We start from the raw sequence: 17,457 nt of genomic DNA, 5'->3' as shown, positions 1-17,457 counted from the left end.
TCTCAAGTAACCGGCTTAGCGCCCATTACCAAAATATTTGACTTTATTGATCTGAGTGCTTGGCCTGGATCATCGCTAAGCTAGTATCTAGCATGCGGTTCGCGAAGCCCCACTCGTTATCACACCATAAAAGCAATTTAACCAAATGCCCTGCGCTAACACGTGTTTGAGTGCCATCGACAATGCTTGAACGCGGATCGTGGTTAAAGTCGCACGACACCAACGGCTCGTCAGTATAGCCTAAAATGCCGTTAAAACTGCCGTTTGACGCACGTTGCAAAACATTATTGATTTGTTCAATATTCACTTTTTTCTCAAGCGTGACCGATAAGTCAATCGCGGTCACATTAATGGTCGGTACTCGCACAGAGATGGCTTCAAACTTATCTTTCATGTGCGGCAAAATACGCTCAATACCACGCGCTAATTTGGTATCAACAGGAATAATAGATTGCCCAGCGGCGCGTGTACGACGTAAGTCATCATGATATGCGTCAATGACTTGTTGATCGTTCATTGCAGAGTGGATGGTAGTAATGGCGCCACTTTTTACTTCAAAATGCCTGTCTAATACATCGATAACCGGCACAATACAATTGGTTGTACATGACGCATTAGAAATAATGGTGTGCTCAGGGCGCAATAAATCATGATTAACACCATATACGATGGTGCCATCAACATCTGCTGACGATGGGTGACTAATCAGTACTTGTTTAGCACCAGCATGAATATGCGCTTCGCACGCTTGACGTTCAATTAAACTGCCTGTGGCTTCATATACTATATCGATATCAAGCTCTGCCCAGGGCAATAAGCTGGCATCAGCTTGATTGAGTAATTGAATGCTGTCATCGCCAATCAGTAACTTATCGCCGTCGAGTTTAACGGCATACTGGAAACGACCATGAGTGGTGTCATATTGAGTAAGATGACAAATAGCCTCAGGTTTGGCTAGCTCATTAATGGCCACTATTTGAATTTGCTGACGTTTTCCAGACTCGTACAATGCACGAAGAATTGAGCGGCCAATCCGGCCATAACCATTAATTGCAACTCGAATCATTTAGGGTCCAGAGTAATTAACCAACGCAAAAAAGGGGTTACGCATAAGTAACTCGCCACTAAGCGATTGATTTATTTTATCAAATTACGTGAAATTGCAGACATAAAAAAACGACCTACAATTGCATTGCAGGTCGTCATTATACAGATTAAACACTTAATAGATAAGTGTTTAATGGCACGCTATTATCCTAAAGACTGGACAGTTTTTACGACATTATCAACAGTGAAGCCGAAATGCTTAAGTAAGTCACCGCCTGGAGCCGATTCACCAAAGGTGGTCATGCCCACTACGCCGCCGTCAAAACCAATGTACTTGTACCAAAAATCTGCATGTGCGGCTTCAATTGCCACGCGCTTAGTAACTGCTTTTGGTAGGACAGATTCTTTATATGCTGCATCTTGCTTGTCAAACTCGGTTGTTGATGGCATAGAAACCACACGCACTTTTTGACCTAGCTTGGTTAACTCTACAGCAGAATCCATGGCTAATTGCACTTCACTGCCGGTTGCAATCAAAATCACATCCGCGCTGCCTTGGCAATCAGAAAGTACATAACCACCTTTAGCTACATTTGCTAATTGCTCAGCTGTACGAGCTTGGGCTTTAAGACCCTGGCGGCTAAAAATTAATGATGTTGGTGCATTACGACGTTCAATTGCCGCTTTCCAAGATACTGCGGTTTCAGCAGCATCACATGGACGCCACACAGCCATATTTGGCGTTAAACGTAAGTTAGCTAATTGTTCAACAGGTTGGTGAGTTGGACCATCTTCGCCTTGACCAATAGAGTCGTGGGTATAAACGAAAATGTTTTGAATGCCCATAAGAGCAGACATACGCACAGCATTACGCGCATATTCCATAAACATCATGAAAGTTGCACCGTAGTTAATAAAACCACCATGTAATGATGCGCCGTTCATAATGCCACTCATACCGAACTCACGTACACCGTAATAGATGTAGTTACCGGCTGCGTCGTCTTGAATGCCTTTTGAACCAGACCAAAGCGTTAAGTTTGAACCCGCCAAATCTGCGCTACCGCCTAATAACTCTGGCAACATAGCACCAAAGAAACCAATTGCATTTTGTGACGCTTTACGACTCGCAATACCTTCGGCTTTATCTTGGCTTTCCTGGATAAAGGCTTGTGCTTTAGCTTCGAAATCTGCAGGTAAATCGCCTTTTAATACACGGCGATCATATTCTGCAGCAAGCTCTGGGAACGCAGCTTGGTAAGCAGCAAACTTATCATTCCATAATGATTCGTTAGCCACACCTTTTTGCTTAGCATCCCAACCAGCGTAAACGTCAGACGGAATATCAAACGGCGCATGTGGCCAATTTAAGAATTCACGTGCAGCTGCAATCTCAGCATCACCAAGTGGTGCCCCGTGACAGTCATGACTGCCAGACTTGTTAGGCGAACCAAAACCAATAATAGTTTTACAACAAATCATAGTTGGCTTATCTGTTACAGATTTAGCTTCTTCAATTGCAGCACGGATAGCATCTGGGTTATGACCATCAACACCAGCAATAACATGCCAGCCATATGATTCGAAACGCTTAGGTGTGTCGTCAGTAAACCAACCTTCAACATGACCATCGATAGAAATACCGTTGTCATCCCAAAATGCCACTAACTTACCTAGGCCTAAAGTGCCGGCTAATGAACAGGCTTCGTGAGAAATACCTTCCATTAAACAACCGTCACCTAAGAAACAGTAAGTGAAGTGATCAACAATATCGTGACCAGGACGGTTAAATTGCGCAGCTAACGTTTTTTCAGCAATCGCCATACCGACAGCATTACTGATACCAGCACCTAAAGGACCGGTAGTTGTTTCAACACCAGGAGTATAACCATACTCTGGGTGACCAGGCGTTTTAGAATGTAACTGACGGAATTGCTTTAGCTCTTCAATGGGTAATTCATAACCAGATAAATGCAGTAAAGAGTAAATAAGCATTGAGCCATGACCGTTTGATAAAATGAAACGATCGCGATCAGCCCAATTTGGGTTAGTCGGGTTATGCTTTAGAAAATCGTTCCATAGCACTTCAGCGATATCAGCCATCCCCATTGGGGCTCCTGGGTGACCAGAATTAGCTTTTTGAACCGCATCCATACTTAGGGCGCGAATGGCATTAGCGAGTACTTTACGAGAAGACATGCTCTCTCCTGCTTGTTTGTGAGATCTAACGGCAATTGTGGATAGGCATTTTCCCCTACTAGGCGATGGGACGCAAATTAAAATTTTTCCGATTGTTTTTAATAAGAACCTATTTACTCTTATAAGATGCATTTTTAGCATGCTTAAGGCAAAAACAACTCTTTGATTGAACCGATATAACGCCATATTTCACCGTCACAAGAATAATTATCGACGATGGTTACAAATAAAAACATCATGGCATCGCTTCAAAATCCCCAGTAATGAATTATTGACACCTAAGGGCAGAAAAACGCTCGTTGACCAAGTTATCGGCCTTTTTTTCTCTGTAAAAGAAAGGCAATACGCAAAAATACTGTTCAATTATGACTAAGATAGCCAACCAAAATATAAGCTAAAAAACAAAAAAATTGTTTTGAGTCAATAGATTAATTAACCATCACAACAAACACGCTTATCGACTGCCAAAAATATTTCTGAACTAATGCACAATTATGAAGTTAAATTCGTATTGGGGGGTGTTATCGATTTCGATTTCGACTAAAATAGACGTCTAGACGTATATTCAAATGCAACCAACGAGATTTTCCTATTATGGCAAAGCACTTGTTTACCTCTGAGTCGGTCTCAGAAGGTCATCCAGATAAAATCGCCGATCAGATTTCTGATGCGGTATTAGACGCAATCCTTGAGCAAGATCCAAAAGCTCGTGTTGCGTGCGAAACATATGTTAAAACAGGCATGGTATTAGTTGGTGGTGAAGTCACGACTTCTGCTTGGGTCGATATTGAAGAGATTACTCGTAAAACAGTACGTGAAATTGGCTACACTCATTCTGATATGGGTTTTGATGCTGATTCATGTGCAGTTTTAAATGCGATTGGCAAACAGTCTCCAGATATTAACCAAGGTGTTGATCGTGCAGATCCGGCAGAGCAAGGCGCAGGCGATCAGGGCTTAATGTTTGGTTATGCCAGCAATGAAACCGACGTATTAATGCCAGCACCAATTACTTACGCTCACAAATTAGTGAAGCGTCAGTCTGAAGTTCGCAAAGACGGCACATTACCTTGGTTACGCCCTGACGCAAAAAGTCAGGTGACCTTTGCATACGATGACGGCAAAATTATTGGTATTGATGCAATCGTACTGTCAACTCAACACCGTGAAGATGTTACCCAAGCTGACTTGATTGAAGCCGTAATGGAAACCATCATTAAGCCGGTATTACCTGCACAGTGGTTAAATAAAGACACTAAATACTTTATTAACCCTACCGGTCGTTTTGTGATTGGTGGCCCAGTTGGTGATTGTGGTTTAACAGGTCGTAAGATCATTGTTGACACCTACGGCGGTATGGCTCGTCACGGTGGTGGTGCTTTCTCTGGTAAAGACCCATCCAAAGTAGACCGTAGCGCAGCTTATGCTGCACGTTATGTTGCTAAAAACATTGTTGCAGCCGGTCTTGCTGATCGCTGTGAGCTACAAGTGTCTTATGCAATTGGTGTTGCAGAGCCAACGTCAATCAGTATCGAAACATTCGGAACTGGTAAAGTGTCTGAAGAAGTATTAATTAAGTTAGTACGCCAGCACTTTGAGCTACGTCCATACGGCTTAACTGCAATGTTAGATTTGGCTCGCCCAATCTACCAACAAACGGCAGCTTATGGTCACTTTGGTCGCGATATATTCCCATGGGAAGCGACAGATAAAGCTGAAGCATTACGTGCAGACGCCGGTTTATAATTAACCGAGCAGTCTAGCTAATACAAAAACCGCCGTATGGCGGTTTTTTGTTAATGTCAGTAAAATAAATATTATGATAAATATCCACTGGGTAGATACCAACCTACCACCTCAATATGAACATTGCGTTGCATCGTTGCAGCGAATAAAGCAATGGTCAGCAGTTAAGTTATTTTATCGCCAACATATGCCTTATGCCAGAGTATCAACCAAGGAGTCTATTGCTGTTATATATCAGGATGTTGCCAAAGAATTCGACACAGATAACCAACACGAGCTCAAACAAAATTCAATTAATTCGAACGTGAAGTCAGAGGCATCTTTAGAGTCTGGCGAGATCATTGCAGCCATAAGAGTTAAACATGTCGGTCAATATCAGCTGATAAGCGGTTTATTAGTTGCACCGCAACACAGAGGCAAAGGGCTAGCCACAAAATTAATTCAGTTTATTGCCCCCATATTGGTACCGAAAAAGTGTTTTCTGTTTACCGATATCAGCTTACAGCCGTTATATATGCAACAACAATTTCAATGGGTACAACCTCCAAAAATCGCTCAATTACCTGCAAATATACTGCAATTGTACCAACGTTATCACAGCGAAAGCCGGCCACTTATTATTATGCAGCTACCATGAAGCAATAGAGAATAAAGTGAACCGCATAAGCTCTTGATTAACAGTGATCGAAATGGGCACTTTCAACACACATAAACCCAACTTGTTGCATCGTCATTACAGGGATATTGATACCGGTGAGTGATGCCATATCGATTAGTTCTATCTCAGTAAACAACACGATAGAAGCTGAATATGAGTTAGTTAACCCACAAAATAGCCATGCATCATGCCAACGTACAAAATACCCCGAACCCATAGAGGCATTTACAGACGATATTTTCATCTTAGCTTCAACACATTGGTAGGGGTCATTAATCTCAGACAACACTGCAACAACAAGCTTCATATTATCGAAAGCCGACAGCTTCAGCGCCAAATAGGGGTCAAAAAGTGCGTTAAAACGAGTTGTCATCAGTGCTCCTCTGCAACATTGATTTAAGAAGCCGCCACTTAACACACGGCCATTAAATGGAACAACAGTTTACTTTTGTGTTTCAGTGACCAACAATTGATAATCACGCTGCTCAAAGCTAAAGCCTTCTAATACATGCATTGCTGCTTTGTTCTGGTGTGCAGCTAATGAACGAGCATTATCGGCTGCAATATATGTCACCATAAATGGATAACGGTCTTTTATAAGCCGTTTAAGCTCACTAACCATAGCCTCAAATATACCGTTACCTCGATATGATTGATTAATCCAAATTGGTCCGTATTGACAAGTATTAGTGGTCGATAAAGGACGCCCTTCAAATTCAGCAAATTTAATTCGCTGAATAATATTACGATACAATGGTTGAGAAGAAACAAAGGCCCATTTCGCGGCCACAACATAACCGATAATGTCGCCTTGTTGCTCGGCAACCACCAACCAATGTAGATTAATTAATTGTTTAACTTCGCTAATGGTTAACGAATGAGCATGTAAAATACCATTTGGGGTAGTGAGTTCGTCATCAACATGAGCACGTTCTAAGTGCGTGATGGCTTTGGCGTCGGTTAATACTGCTTTACGGACGATGAATGACAATGATTATTCCTTTGGATTTAAAGAAGAAGGTTGTTTTTGTGCCCACTCAATAACAAGTGCAACAGGTAAAGGCGACATAATTAACGTGCCAATTCCAATCAGCAATGCAATCACTAACATGCCACTTACTTGCTGGCCTAGGTCTGTCTGCAGGTATAAATACACACCCACCAATAACATGGCGATGCCAACAAAGTGTAAAATTTTGAGTAGTTTGATCATATGTTGTACCCACAATCAGGTTAAATTATGTTAATTAAACCAATAATTCACCTATTATCCCCCTAATTGCACCGAACAAATAGTAGAATAATGGCTTTTGTTATTTTAGGAACATTAACAATATGATAAAGCCTATTCTTACTGCTGCCGTTTTATTCTTTGGCCTTAGCGCTTGTCAAAACCAGCCATTACAACTCTCAAGCGATCAACTGATTGGCACTTGGCATGTTGAAACGGTTCTCAATACGCCAGCTATTAACCACAGCCCTGCCAATATCGTGTTTGCTCAAGATGGACAACTCACGGGTAACAACAGTTGTAATCAATTTTTTGGGCAATATATTCAACAAGGTAATCAGTTACAGCTCACCACTGCGGGTGCAACGATGAAAGCATGTATCGATTCATTAATGGCGCAAGAAGCTGACTTGATGCAAGCAATATCATTAGTACAGCATGCTGGTTTTTCAAATGGTAAGCTCAATTTACTGGCTAAAAATGGTGAGACTCTACTAGTGCTCAGCCGTTTAAATTATCCAAGCGATCAGCCTAAAACATTATAATCGCCATAACGCGGTGATAATTGTTCATAATACCTGTAAAGTGTCAGCATAAAGTTCCACTTTTAATTTGAATTTTTATTCAAAAAATATGATTCTTTCTTGACTTAATAAGAGGATCTATTCAAAATGTGCAAGTTTTTTGAATAACAACTATAAGATGAAATATCATTATGCCAGCAACAAGAAATCAGGATGAGCTCGTTAAAACTTTTAAAGCGATTCTGAAAGAAGAGCGTTTTGGAAGCCAAAGTGAGATTGTTATTGCGCTTCAAGCCGAAGGATTCGGCAATATTAATCAATCAAAAGTATCTCGTATGCTTAGCAAGTTTGGGGCGGTACGTACACGCAATGCCAAACAAGAAATGGTGTACTGTTTACCAGCAGAGCTAGGTGTACCAACCGCTGGCAGCCCATTAAAAAATCTAGTGCTAGACGTTGATCACAACCAAGCAATGATTGTGGTGAGAACTAGCCCAGGTGCAGCACAATTAATTGCCCGCTTACTCGACTCTATAGGTAAGCCAGAAGGTATTTTAGGCACTATCGCAGGTGATGATACAATTTTCATCTGCCCTGCTAGTATCAAAACAATTGATGATACGTTAGAAACAGTCAAATCTTTGTTTAACTATAGCGAATAATAAACCACTTAAACTGAATTTTAATTCCAGCGTTAAGTTTGCTTTAGCAACGGTTAGATATAAAAAGCAATGCTTCTGCATTGCTTTTTTATTACCTAAAGCTGAACACAAAGACAAAGCGGCAGAGAGCCAACTACGCATCGTCAAACTGAGTTAAAAAATCCAAAGATGGAACAAAGAAAGAAGAACCTGTTAAGGCTTTGGTAAACAGCATCAAATGATCATGATTACCATGAACATCACCGTGCACCATACTGCGTAACATTTTTTCGAAATGTTCTGGTGTGCGGCACACAGATATGAACACTAACCCCTGCTCTTTTACCGAACCAAAAGGCATACTCTGGCGCAAAATTTCTAACGAGTTCCCTTGGTCATCTTTTAAATTAACCCGCTTAGTATGGCTTGTTAACGGCTTATCTTCAGATTCATATTCAATATCATCGACCTTAGTACGGCCATAAATATCTTCTTGCTTTTTAAGCGGTAATCGATGCCACTTGCTGAGGTTATGTTTGTATTTTTGTACATGCACATAGCTGCCTGAAGTAAACTCAGGATCTTCATTGCCCACTAATGCGACTTGCTGACGATGACGTCCTTTAGGGTTTTCCGTACCATCGACAAAGCCAGTTAAATCACGGCTGTCCATAAAGCGGAAGCCACGTTCTTCATCAACGAGCTCAACTAGGTCTTCAAACATTTGGTTAACTTCATTGGCAACTAAATGCAAAATATCGTAACGGTCACAGCGGATATGTACAAAAATATCATACTCCATTGCTGGCGCGTCGCGGTTACCTTCGTTCATTGCTGGAAACGGTTTTAATAATACTGGGCGTGCTTGAGGATAAAAAGTATCCCAGAAGTTAGCACCAATCCCCACAAAGCCATTAAAAGCACTGTCGGCATATTGGTCCGTGAGTTCATATATGTATTGCGCCACATTAGCAATTGATGGGCGTAATTGTTCTTCAACACCCTCAATAGCGTTAAACATCAAGTACACACTGTGTAAATTACCTTCTGCGCAAATTCCTAACTGTTCACGAGGCATAACTTGGTTACCCATATAAACTCATCCACCTTAATACTGTTTGTCGGCCTAAATGCTTATTACTTAACAAATTGATGATATTAGATTTGTTACCATTAAGCCAAATCACTTTAGCCTAAATCACCATAAATTACTTGAAGTGTACTCACATTTAGATGATTAACTAGCATTCGTGCTCAATTATGCCCACTACAAGTAAACTATGGCTAAAATGAGTAATACTTTAATCAATAAAAACCACCAGAGGATGCTCAGCAACGGTAAGGTTGACGCGCTGGCCCGCTGCAAAACTCATAATAGGGCTACTCACGTCTAAATAAATATCATTTAATTTAACTTGATAATGACAAACTGTGCCTAAAAATCGTCGGTCTACTACTTCGGCTAAGCCCTGCGGGTCTGCTTGCAACATCATTTGTTGCGGCCTCAATAATAATTGCCCTTGCACCTCTACAGCATGGCTTAATGCGGTAGAGCTTGTTAACACACCTAATGGGCTCTTTACCTGGTAGTCGCTTAATACCGTAACGGGTAAATAATTTGTGGTGCCCAAAAAGTCTGCAACATAGCGGCTATTGGGGTTGGCATACAAGGTTTCTGCTGCACCATGCTGCACGATATGCCCTTGCTCAAATAAAGCTAATTTATCGGCAAACACAAATGCTTCATCTTTACTGTGTGTAACAAACACCGCACTGACATTACGCTGTTTTAATATAGCGCGAATTTCTAGCATCATTTCATGTCTAACTTGTGCATCAATATTTGAAAAAGGCTCATCAAGCAACATGATCTCGGGTTGGTAAGCCAGAGCGCGAGCTATCGAAACTCGTTGTTGTTGTCCGCCCGAAAGTTCATGAGGATACCGTTCAGATAAACCGGCTAACTTAACCAATTCGAGCATTTCGATAAGTCGTGTTTTGCGCTCATGCTGAGCAAGCCCTTTGACACCAAATAAGATATTGTCGCCAACTGTCAAATGTGGAAATAGCGCATAATCTTGAAAAATCATTCCAACACCGCGCTGCTCGCTGGCAATAAAAACACCTTCACCACTGAGAACTTGACCGTTAATTTTTATACATCCCTGGCTAATACCTTGCAAACCCGCGATGGCTTTCAATAACGTAGTTTTACCGCAACCGCTTGGGCCTAACAATGCAACTATTTCGCCCTGTTGTAGGGTTAAATTTAACTGTTGTAATATAACTTGACCTTGATAGTCACTTGTCACATTACTGATAGATAAGGTCGACATATTAGTGTGACTGCTCCAAAGAACGATTTAAAAAAATCAACGGGATTAACCCAACAATAACAATCACAATGGCCGCTAATGCGCCATGCTCTAGCTTTTCATCTGAGACAAATTGAAATACATACGTCGCCAGATTTTCGAAGCCAATTGGCCGTAATAATAATGCCGCAGGTAGTTCTTTCATGCTTTCAATAAACACCAATAATGCTCCAGCAAACATACCTTTACGTAATAATGGCAAGTGTACTCGTGACAGTAATTGCATCGGCGATTGCCCTAGTGTAATACTCGCCATGTCTAATGAATGTGAAATCCGCTTGTAACTATTTTCTAAGCTACCAATAGCGATGGCAACAAAGCGTACACAAAAAGCAAATACCAAGGTAAATACACTGCCGGTAAATAATAATCCAGGGCCTTGTGCACCAAACCATTCCATAACATCATTGATGGCAAAATCGATATAGGTGAGTGGTACCAATACACCAATCGCCAAAACGGTTCCGGGTAATGCATAACCTGTACTACTCAAACGTGAGGTTAGATGATCACTCGGGCGTGGGCTCACTCGCCTTAAAAACATTAATAGTACAGCTAATACAACGCAAACCGCACTCACAATGGCGGCAATATACAGACTATTTAAGCTGTATTGCCAAAAGCGTACATCCCAACTTTCGGCAAAATAATCGATGGCATAGCCACATAACACTGCAAATGGTAATAAAAATGAGACGGTTAATAAACTAAAGCAATAACTCCATGCAGCCCAAGCTTTAATTGACGTTAGGCGATACCTGTCAGACTCATCTAATCTGGCTTGCTTTTGAAATAATTGTTGTTTACGCCTAGCAAAGCGCTCTACACCCACCATGCTAAATACGACTAATAACATGATTGCCGATAACTTGGCCGCAGCGGTTAAACTGCCATAACCTAGCCATGTGTCGTACACCGCTGTGGTTAATGTTGGTACAGCAAAATAGCTGACAGTAGCAAAATCGGCAGCGGTTTCCATAGCAACTAACGCAACGCCTACCGCTAAAGCAGGCCTTGCCATTGGCAAAGCTAATCGCCAAAAACTTCGCCAAGGAGCACATCCCATGACTTTAGAAGCATGCAGCAAATTAGACGACTGCTCCATAAATGCAGTGCGAGCTAATAAATAAATATACGGGAAGAGTACCAGCGACAATACAATTGCTGCGCCACCAATACTGCGAATGGCAGGGAAGTAATACTCATGGGGTGTTTGCCACTCAAACCAAGCTCTCAATGCACGTTGTACTGGGCCGGCATAGTCAAGCATGTCGGTATAAACATACGCGACAATATAAGCAGGCATGGCTAAAGGTAATAATAACAACCACTGAAAATAACGTCGTCCAGGAAACTCACAACGGGCAATAAACCACGCAGCAGGTAAGGCAATCATTAATGAGCCAAAGCCAACGAGCAACATTAATATCAGGCTATTAAAGATATAGGTGGGTAATACTGTATTAAACAGGTGAGAGAATACCGCTTCGTCTGGCAATGTTGCCTGTACGATTAATGCTAAAAGTGGTAACAGTAATATTGCTGTTATCGCATAACCAGTAAGCGACCAGCCTCTGGTTAACCCTAAAATCATAACGTTTACCGAATTAATACGGCACATTATTACTTATAATAATGTGCCGACATTGTTTTTATATGATTTCTGTCCTGTAATCAATTACAGATCAAATTTGACTTCATCAAGCAGCTTAACCGCTGCTTGATGGTGCTCAGCTAGTTTATAGATAGGCAATGAGTCAGCTTTAAAATCGCCCCAAGAAGCCACAAGTTTAGACGGTGGCACATCAGCTTTAACCGGATACTCCATGTTGACTTCGGCATACATACCCTGGGCAACATTTGAGGTTAAAAATTCCATTAACTTAACCGCGTTATCTTTATGAGGGGCATATTTAGCTAATGCCATACCCGATACGTTGATATGCGCGCCACGGTTCTGTTGATTAGGGAAATTAATATATACAGCTTCAGCCCAACTCTTTTGGTTTTTATCCATTAGCATATTGCCAAAATAGTAGCTGTTACCGATGGCAACATCACACAAACCTTCTTTTACCGCTAGTACTTGGTCACGATCATTGCCTTGTGGTTTACGCGCAAGGTTTGCTTTTACGCCTTCAAGCCAGGTTTTAGTTTTCGCTTCGCCATCATGGGCAATCATTGAAGCTACTAAGGCGACATTGTAAGGATGCTTACCGCTACGAGTACAGATTTTACCTTTATATTGTGCAGAGGCTAAATCTTGATAATCAATATCAATCTTACCCGTGCGCTCTTTTGAAGAGTAAACATTACGTACGCGCATGGTTAAGGCAACCCAATCATTTTTAGGCGAACGATATTGAGCTGGAATATTTTCATTAATTACAGCGCTATTGACAGGGCTAACAAGATCTTTCTCAACTAGCTCCATTAAGCGAGAGAAGTCAGATGTTAATACGACATCTGCAGGAGATAGTCGACCTTCGCGTGCAATACGTTCTGCAATACCATCTTTAGCAAAGACCACATTAACCTTAACGCCAGTTTGCTCAGTAAACTGCTCTAAAATAGGTTCAACTAAAAATGCTTGGCGATAAGAATAAACGGTCAATGGTTCTGCAGCACTGACTGAAAAAGCCATACCGGCTAATCCTAACAATGCGACGTTATTGAGCAATTTCATTATGGCACTCTCCTGTGGTCAAGCTTAAATAAGCCCTTCAAAATGTAAGTGATAATAATTATCAATTGCATACATGATAAATAAACGTCACATATTGAGCAAGTGTTGTTTGATCATTTCGAAGTTTTATTCAACAGAGAGTAAGACAACATCGTCTCAAATAAGAGCAATATTGGCTAAAATAACAATCACCAATACTTTTCAACAGTAATTTGTCCTGGGGCGCGGCGTAGGTTTTTGCTCAACCCTTTTTCGATTAATGCTGTTTGCGCGTCACTAATCATCCCAGGATTACCACAAATCATTACTTGCGAATCTTCTGCATTAATCCCTAGACCTGCCTTTTGTTCAATTAACCCACTATTTATTCCATCAGGGATCCTGCAAGATAATGCATCAGCAAAATCTTCACGAGTCACAATAGGGATAAACACAAATTGTTGCGGGTGCTCTTGCTGAAGCTGCTTAATGGTATCAAGATAAGCTAAATCCTCACCCAGCCTTACGCCATAAACAAGCACCACTTTTTCAAATCGTTGCCAAGGTTCTTGTGTGGCCAACATTGAAATAAATGGCCCTACCGCAGTACCAGTTGACAAAAACCATAAATGTTTACCTTGCAATGCGCCTTGAGGGATTTCATCTAAGGTCATAAACCCTGTGGCTTTAGGAGTTATCTCTATGGTGTCACCAGGTTTGAGATTTTGTAGATCTGGCGATAACTGACCATCTTCTACTGCCACCGCAAGCACTTCAACATAGTCTGTGCCGGGCGGATTTACGAGGGAATAAGCTCGAGCTATACGCTTATCGTCGCGTTTTTGGCTTAACTTAATGAATTGCCCTGCAATAAAGGGCTCAATATCTGCTTTGATTCGCACAGAGAATAATTTGTCATTCCAGTCTATGCGTTTAAGTACGGTACCGTTAATCCACATGGCTATTATCCTTTTAGATTGGCGATAATTAATAATACCAATCTATATAGATATTTGCTCAATGAACAGTCTAAGTTTGTTTATGATATTAAACTAAACCTCGTAATAAGATCGTAATGCTCATTGCTTATGGTTACGCCTCTTTTGTCTCAGTTTTAGCCGTATTTGCATCTAGTCTGTCTTGAGCAAACTGAGCGAGCTTTTGCTGGATCAATTCATAGGTTTGGTCTACACCTTCGGCAATATCACCTTGCAATACTTTGAGTCCGGACAAAATATCACTGGCTTCTTTAAAGCCTTGATCGATAGCGTCACCAATTTTCACCATAAAACTACTCACTTGATCATCAAAACCCATTGATTGATTTTGTTGTTGATGGGTAGCAAAAAACTTTGTAGCAAAACTCACAATGCGATCAGCGGTTGCTTCAGGCGAGTAATCAATGCCTTCTTCAGCATTTTTTTGTACCGAATTCTCGCCCATGGTCGGCGCAAGCTCTTCGTTAATGGCTTCAATAGCCGCGCGATAAAGTAGTGCCATCGACTTATCACCAGCGGCAATACTCACTTCTTCCTGTGCGGCTAAAATCGAGTTATTCATCATTTGGCGACTAATTTGACTGTTAGTCATTTTAGACTCTGATGTGGTGTTTTGTGTTGCTTGTTGGCTAGTTGCCGTCTGAGTAGTCGTTTGCGTATTTACGTTATTAGTGGTTTTAATATCCATAATCTTGACTCACTTACAATGGTCGATAGCTTAATTATCGACCAAATCTTTTATTTCTGAAGTCATAGTCTCCATATTTTTCTGCCATTTTCATCAAGTAACCTTAGCCTATTGATTAGTATCACCAATTTAACTTGCCCAAAGGCGTCTCTGCTAATATGGTAATTAGAATATTTGTTAAACGAGGATAGCAACATGCCGCAACAACATTGGTTTATGTGGGGGATAGATATTTTTTCAGGTCTATTTCTGGTGCTATTTTGGCTATTATTGATTGCCGTTGTTTACATGTATATCGCCGACAAACTGCAAACAAAACAGGCAATTAGACATAACTACCCTGTCGTCGGGCGTTTTCGATATTTATTTGAAAAACAAGGCGAATTTTTTAGACAATATTTTTTCTCTCAAGACCGTGAAGAACTGCCTTTTAATCGTGCTGAACGTAGCTGGGTGTATCGCGCAGCCAAAAATGTTGATCGTACGATCGCGTTTGGTTCAACCCAAGCTTTGGATAAGCCTGGCACTGTGATGTTTATGAACTCCGCCTTTCCTATCAGTGATCACGACCAACATCACACCGTCGCGGTTACAGTAGGGCCAGACTGCCTGCATCCATACAGCACTGACAAAATTTGTCATATCTCTGCTATGAGCTTCGGCGCCCTGTCTCGCCCGGCGGTCACAGCATTATCGCATGGGGCTGCTCAAGCGGGTTGTTGGCTAAACACCGGTGAAGGTGGATTGAGCCCGCACCATTTAAAAGGTCATTGTGATTTGGTCTTTCAAATCGGTACAGCCAAATATGGTGTGCGTAACGATCAAGGTCATTTAGACCCTAAAAAGCTAGCCGAAGTAGCAGCCCATCCTGAAGTTAAAATGTTCGAAATTAAATTAAGCCAAGGAGCCAAACCAGGTAAAGGCGGAATTTTACCTGCAGTTAAAGTCACCGAAGAAATTGCAGCTATAAGAGGAATACCTATTGGGCAAGATTCTATTAGTCCAAATGGTCATATCGAATTGACCTGTGTGGCCGATATTATTGACATGATTAATCAAGTACGCGACATCACCGGCAAACCAACTGGGATTAAAGCCGTATTAGGTGATATCACTTGGGTTAACGATTTATGTGATGAAATTGAACGACGTGGTATCGAGTCAGCTCCTGACTTTTTTACCCTCGACAGTTCTGACGGCGGCACTGGTGCAGCACCTCAGGCCTTGATGGATAATGTCGGCTTACCGCTAAAACAAAGCTTACCTTTATTGGTCGATTTGCTTAATGAACGCGGTTTAAAACAGCGGATCAAAATTATTGCCACTGGTAAATTAGTCATGCCATCGTATGTTGCATGGGCATTAGCGACAGGAGCTGATTTTATTGCCTCAGCTAGAGGCAATATGTTTGCTTTAGGTTGTATTCAATCATTACAGTGCAATAAAGACACCTGCCCTACTGGCATCACCACCCACAATACACGCTTACAGCAAGGATTAGACCCTAAAGACAAATCCGCGCGAGTGGCTAATTATAATCATTTTCTGCATTATGATTTAACGATGATTGCCCATTCATGTGGTGTCACAGACCCTAGACATCTAACTCGCCATCATGCCCGTATTGTGCAAACAACCGGCGTCGCTGTAACCCTCGATAAACATTACAGGCACATGCAATAGAGCCGCTCGCTTAGACTAATTAGGTAGTACTGATATATCTTTTTTTATACAGCATGGCTTTGCTGAAAATACTAATAAGGTGTAGAATATAATTTGATATTGATCACATTAACTGCGGATGATGTGATTTAGGAACACTTGTAAGCCAAGGATCATATGTTGAAAGTAGCAGCGGAAAATATACCTGTTAATGAAAAAAGCTTGAGTGCTAGCTGTAAAAACTGCGATCGCATGATTGAGATCGAAGGTGAATTGGTGTGCTTTGAACACGGTAAGATTAAGCGTTTAGTTCCAGACACGTCACCAAAATCATTGATCAAAATGGTTTGTATCGGTTGGCGTAAAAAATAGCCTTTAATATCAGTAACACCTACTTTAGGCTTACCCCTCAGTTAATAAGAATATAACACTTATTAACTCACTTCTTAAATCCATTATGTTCTTTCTGTTGATATTTATACCTAAAAATGAGTAAACGTTCTGCTGAATTATTTTAGGTGAAGTAAGATATGAGTCACTCATATTAGTGATTAAAATCGGCGTAACATTTTGTCTGTGTGAAGTGTATATCTACTTTACAATATTCTCGTTCTGCTGCTTTTCAACAGCCTTGGCTAATGTTAGCCCGCGAGTAGTCACGCGTAACCCTGCGCATAAATCATTGTAAACAATCTCTATAGCATCGTCTGACATATTGCGTGTTTTCAGCATAGCCATGATTGCAAACCAATCCGTAGTTACTTGATGTCGGGTGCCTTCAAGCGCAGCTATCAACGCAATATTATGCACAAGTCACCTCCACACATTATTTTGCACCTTAAATTAAAAATTAATTGTTCCGTAGAATGTATCAATACAAAACAATAAATAACGAATATGTTGTATCACTGATATTACGAATATGGCCAATCAACCTAAAAATGCTTGCCTTAAAGCTTCACCGTATTTTCAATACTAGCTGCGCCAATGCTGTAATGTCGGTACCTTTAAAATTAGCGCAAC

General features: G+C 41.1%; 18 protein-coding genes. 6 read left to right on the top strand and 12 right to left on the bottom strand.

Going from position 1 to position 17,457, the window contains the following annotated elements; genetic code table 11:
• Window positions 1–43: 43 nt before the first annotated feature.
• Complete coding sequence (gene epd, locus IEY40_RS17370) at window positions 44–1,066, bottom strand: erythrose-4-phosphate dehydrogenase (RefSeq protein WP_188958419.1); 1,023 nt, start codon at window positions 1,064–1,066, stop codon at window positions 44–46.
• A gap of 185 nt (window positions 1,067–1,251) precedes the next feature.
• The gene (gene tkt, locus IEY40_RS17365) at window positions 1,252–3,246 is read right to left on the bottom strand and encodes a transketolase (RefSeq protein ID WP_188958417.1); all 1,995 of its coding nucleotides are present in this window, start codon (window positions 3,244–3,246) and stop codon (window positions 1,252–1,254) included.
• Window positions 3,247–3,840: 594 nt separating this feature from the next.
• On the opposite strand from tkt, the gene metK reads away from it, so the two are divergent.
• Together metK and IEY40_RS17355 are read left to right on the top strand one after the other, a co-directional pair.
• Window positions 3,841–4,992, top strand: a complete 1,152-nt coding sequence (gene metK / locus IEY40_RS17360) for a methionine adenosyltransferase (RefSeq protein WP_188958415.1) — start codon at window positions 3,841–3,843, stop codon at window positions 4,990–4,992.
• A 73-nt stretch (window positions 4,993–5,065) separates the two neighbouring features.
• Entirely contained in the window at window positions 5,066–5,629 is a 564-nt protein-coding gene (locus IEY40_RS17355; RefSeq protein WP_188958413.1) for a GNAT family N-acetyltransferase, read from the top strand.
• Window positions 5,630–5,666: 37 nt separating this feature from the next.
• Here the strand turns inward: IEY40_RS17355 and IEY40_RS17350 are convergent, their stop codons facing one another.
• The 3 genes from IEY40_RS17350 to IEY40_RS17340 form a co-directional block, all read right to left on the bottom strand.
• On the bottom strand, window positions 5,667–6,023 hold the full coding sequence (locus tag IEY40_RS17350) for a hypothetical protein (RefSeq protein ID WP_188958411.1): 357 nt from the start codon (window positions 6,021–6,023) through the stop codon (window positions 5,667–5,669).
• Window positions 6,024–6,092: 69 nt separating this feature from the next.
• Window positions 6,093–6,641 (bottom strand): GNAT family N-acetyltransferase, encoded by a 549-nt coding sequence (locus tag IEY40_RS17345; RefSeq protein WP_188958409.1) that lies wholly within the window; start codon window positions 6,639–6,641, stop codon window positions 6,093–6,095.
• Window positions 6,642–6,644: 3 nt separating this feature from the next.
• Complete coding sequence (locus IEY40_RS17340) at window positions 6,645–6,863, bottom strand: hypothetical protein (RefSeq protein ID WP_188958407.1); 219 nt, start codon at window positions 6,861–6,863, stop codon at window positions 6,645–6,647.
• Between the two features lie 122 nt (window positions 6,864–6,985).
• Here IEY40_RS17340 and IEY40_RS17335 point away from each other — a divergent pair, with 122 nt between their 5' ends.
• Both IEY40_RS17335 and argR read left to right on the top strand, forming a co-directional pair.
• Window positions 6,986–7,426: an META domain-containing protein gene (locus IEY40_RS17335; protein ID WP_188958405.1), complete on the top strand. Its 441-nt coding sequence runs from the start codon at window positions 6,986–6,988 to the stop codon at window positions 7,424–7,426.
• 170 nt (window positions 7,427–7,596) lie between these two features.
• A complete protein-coding gene (gene argR / locus IEY40_RS17330) occupies window positions 7,597–8,067 on the top strand; it encodes a transcriptional regulator ArgR (RefSeq protein ID WP_160053518.1) in 471 nt (156 codons plus the stop codon).
• Between the two features lie 133 nt (window positions 8,068–8,200).
• On the opposite strand, the gene IEY40_RS17325 is transcribed toward argR, so the two are convergent.
• The 6 genes from IEY40_RS17325 to IEY40_RS17300 all read right to left on the bottom strand — a co-directional run bounded on the left by IEY40_RS17325 (window position 8,201) and on the right by IEY40_RS17300 (window position 14,772).
• Window positions 8,201–9,139, bottom strand: a complete 939-nt coding sequence (locus tag IEY40_RS17325) for a Dyp-type peroxidase (RefSeq protein ID WP_188958403.1) — start codon at window positions 9,137–9,139, stop codon at window positions 8,201–8,203.
• Between the two features lie 208 nt (window positions 9,140–9,347).
• Window positions 9,348–10,382: an ABC transporter ATP-binding protein gene (locus IEY40_RS17320; protein WP_188958401.1), complete on the bottom strand. Its 1,035-nt coding sequence runs from the start codon at window positions 10,380–10,382 to the stop codon at window positions 9,348–9,350.
• Window position 10,383: 1 nt separating this feature from the next.
• Complete coding sequence (locus tag IEY40_RS17315; protein WP_188958471.1) at window positions 10,384–12,015, bottom strand: ABC transporter permease; 1,632 nt, start codon at window positions 12,013–12,015, stop codon at window positions 10,384–10,386.
• 84 nt (window positions 12,016–12,099) lie between these two features.
• Window positions 12,100–13,107, bottom strand: a complete 1,008-nt coding sequence (locus tag IEY40_RS17310) for a Fe(3+) ABC transporter substrate-binding protein (RefSeq protein WP_188958399.1) — start codon at window positions 13,105–13,107, stop codon at window positions 12,100–12,102.
• A 188-nt stretch (window positions 13,108–13,295) separates the two neighbouring features.
• On the bottom strand, window positions 13,296–14,045 hold the full coding sequence (locus IEY40_RS17305; protein WP_188958397.1) for a ferredoxin--NADP reductase: 750 nt from the start codon (window positions 14,043–14,045) through the stop codon (window positions 13,296–13,298).
• Between the two features lie 133 nt (window positions 14,046–14,178).
• Complete coding sequence (locus IEY40_RS17300; protein ID WP_188958395.1) at window positions 14,179–14,772, bottom strand: DUF5610 domain-containing protein; 594 nt, start codon at window positions 14,770–14,772, stop codon at window positions 14,179–14,181.
• Window positions 14,773–14,967: 195 nt separating this feature from the next.
• Between IEY40_RS17300 and IEY40_RS17295 the strand changes: the two genes are divergently transcribed.
• Together IEY40_RS17295 and IEY40_RS17290 are read left to right on the top strand one after the other, a co-directional pair.
• Window positions 14,968–16,455 (top strand): FMN-binding glutamate synthase family protein, encoded by a 1,488-nt coding sequence (locus IEY40_RS17295; RefSeq protein WP_188958393.1) that lies wholly within the window; start codon window positions 14,968–14,970, stop codon window positions 16,453–16,455.
• 156 nt (window positions 16,456–16,611) lie between these two features.
• Window positions 16,612–16,806, top strand: coding sequence for a hypothetical protein (locus IEY40_RS17290; RefSeq protein WP_188958391.1), 195 nt, complete (start codon window positions 16,612–16,614; stop codon window positions 16,804–16,806).
• A 219-nt stretch (window positions 16,807–17,025) separates the two neighbouring features.
• On the opposite strand, the gene IEY40_RS17285 is transcribed toward IEY40_RS17290, so the two are convergent.
• Complete coding sequence (locus IEY40_RS17285; protein ID WP_188958389.1) at window positions 17,026–17,244, bottom strand: hypothetical protein; 219 nt, start codon at window positions 17,242–17,244, stop codon at window positions 17,026–17,028.
• Window positions 17,245–17,457: the final 213 nt, after the last annotated feature.

It is taken from the genome of Shewanella ulleungensis (assembly GCF_014648315.1).
Taxonomy (GTDB): Bacteria; Pseudomonadota; Gammaproteobacteria; order Enterobacterales; family Shewanellaceae; genus Shewanella; species Shewanella ulleungensis.
This window is presented reverse-complemented; position numbering and strand designations above follow the sequence as displayed.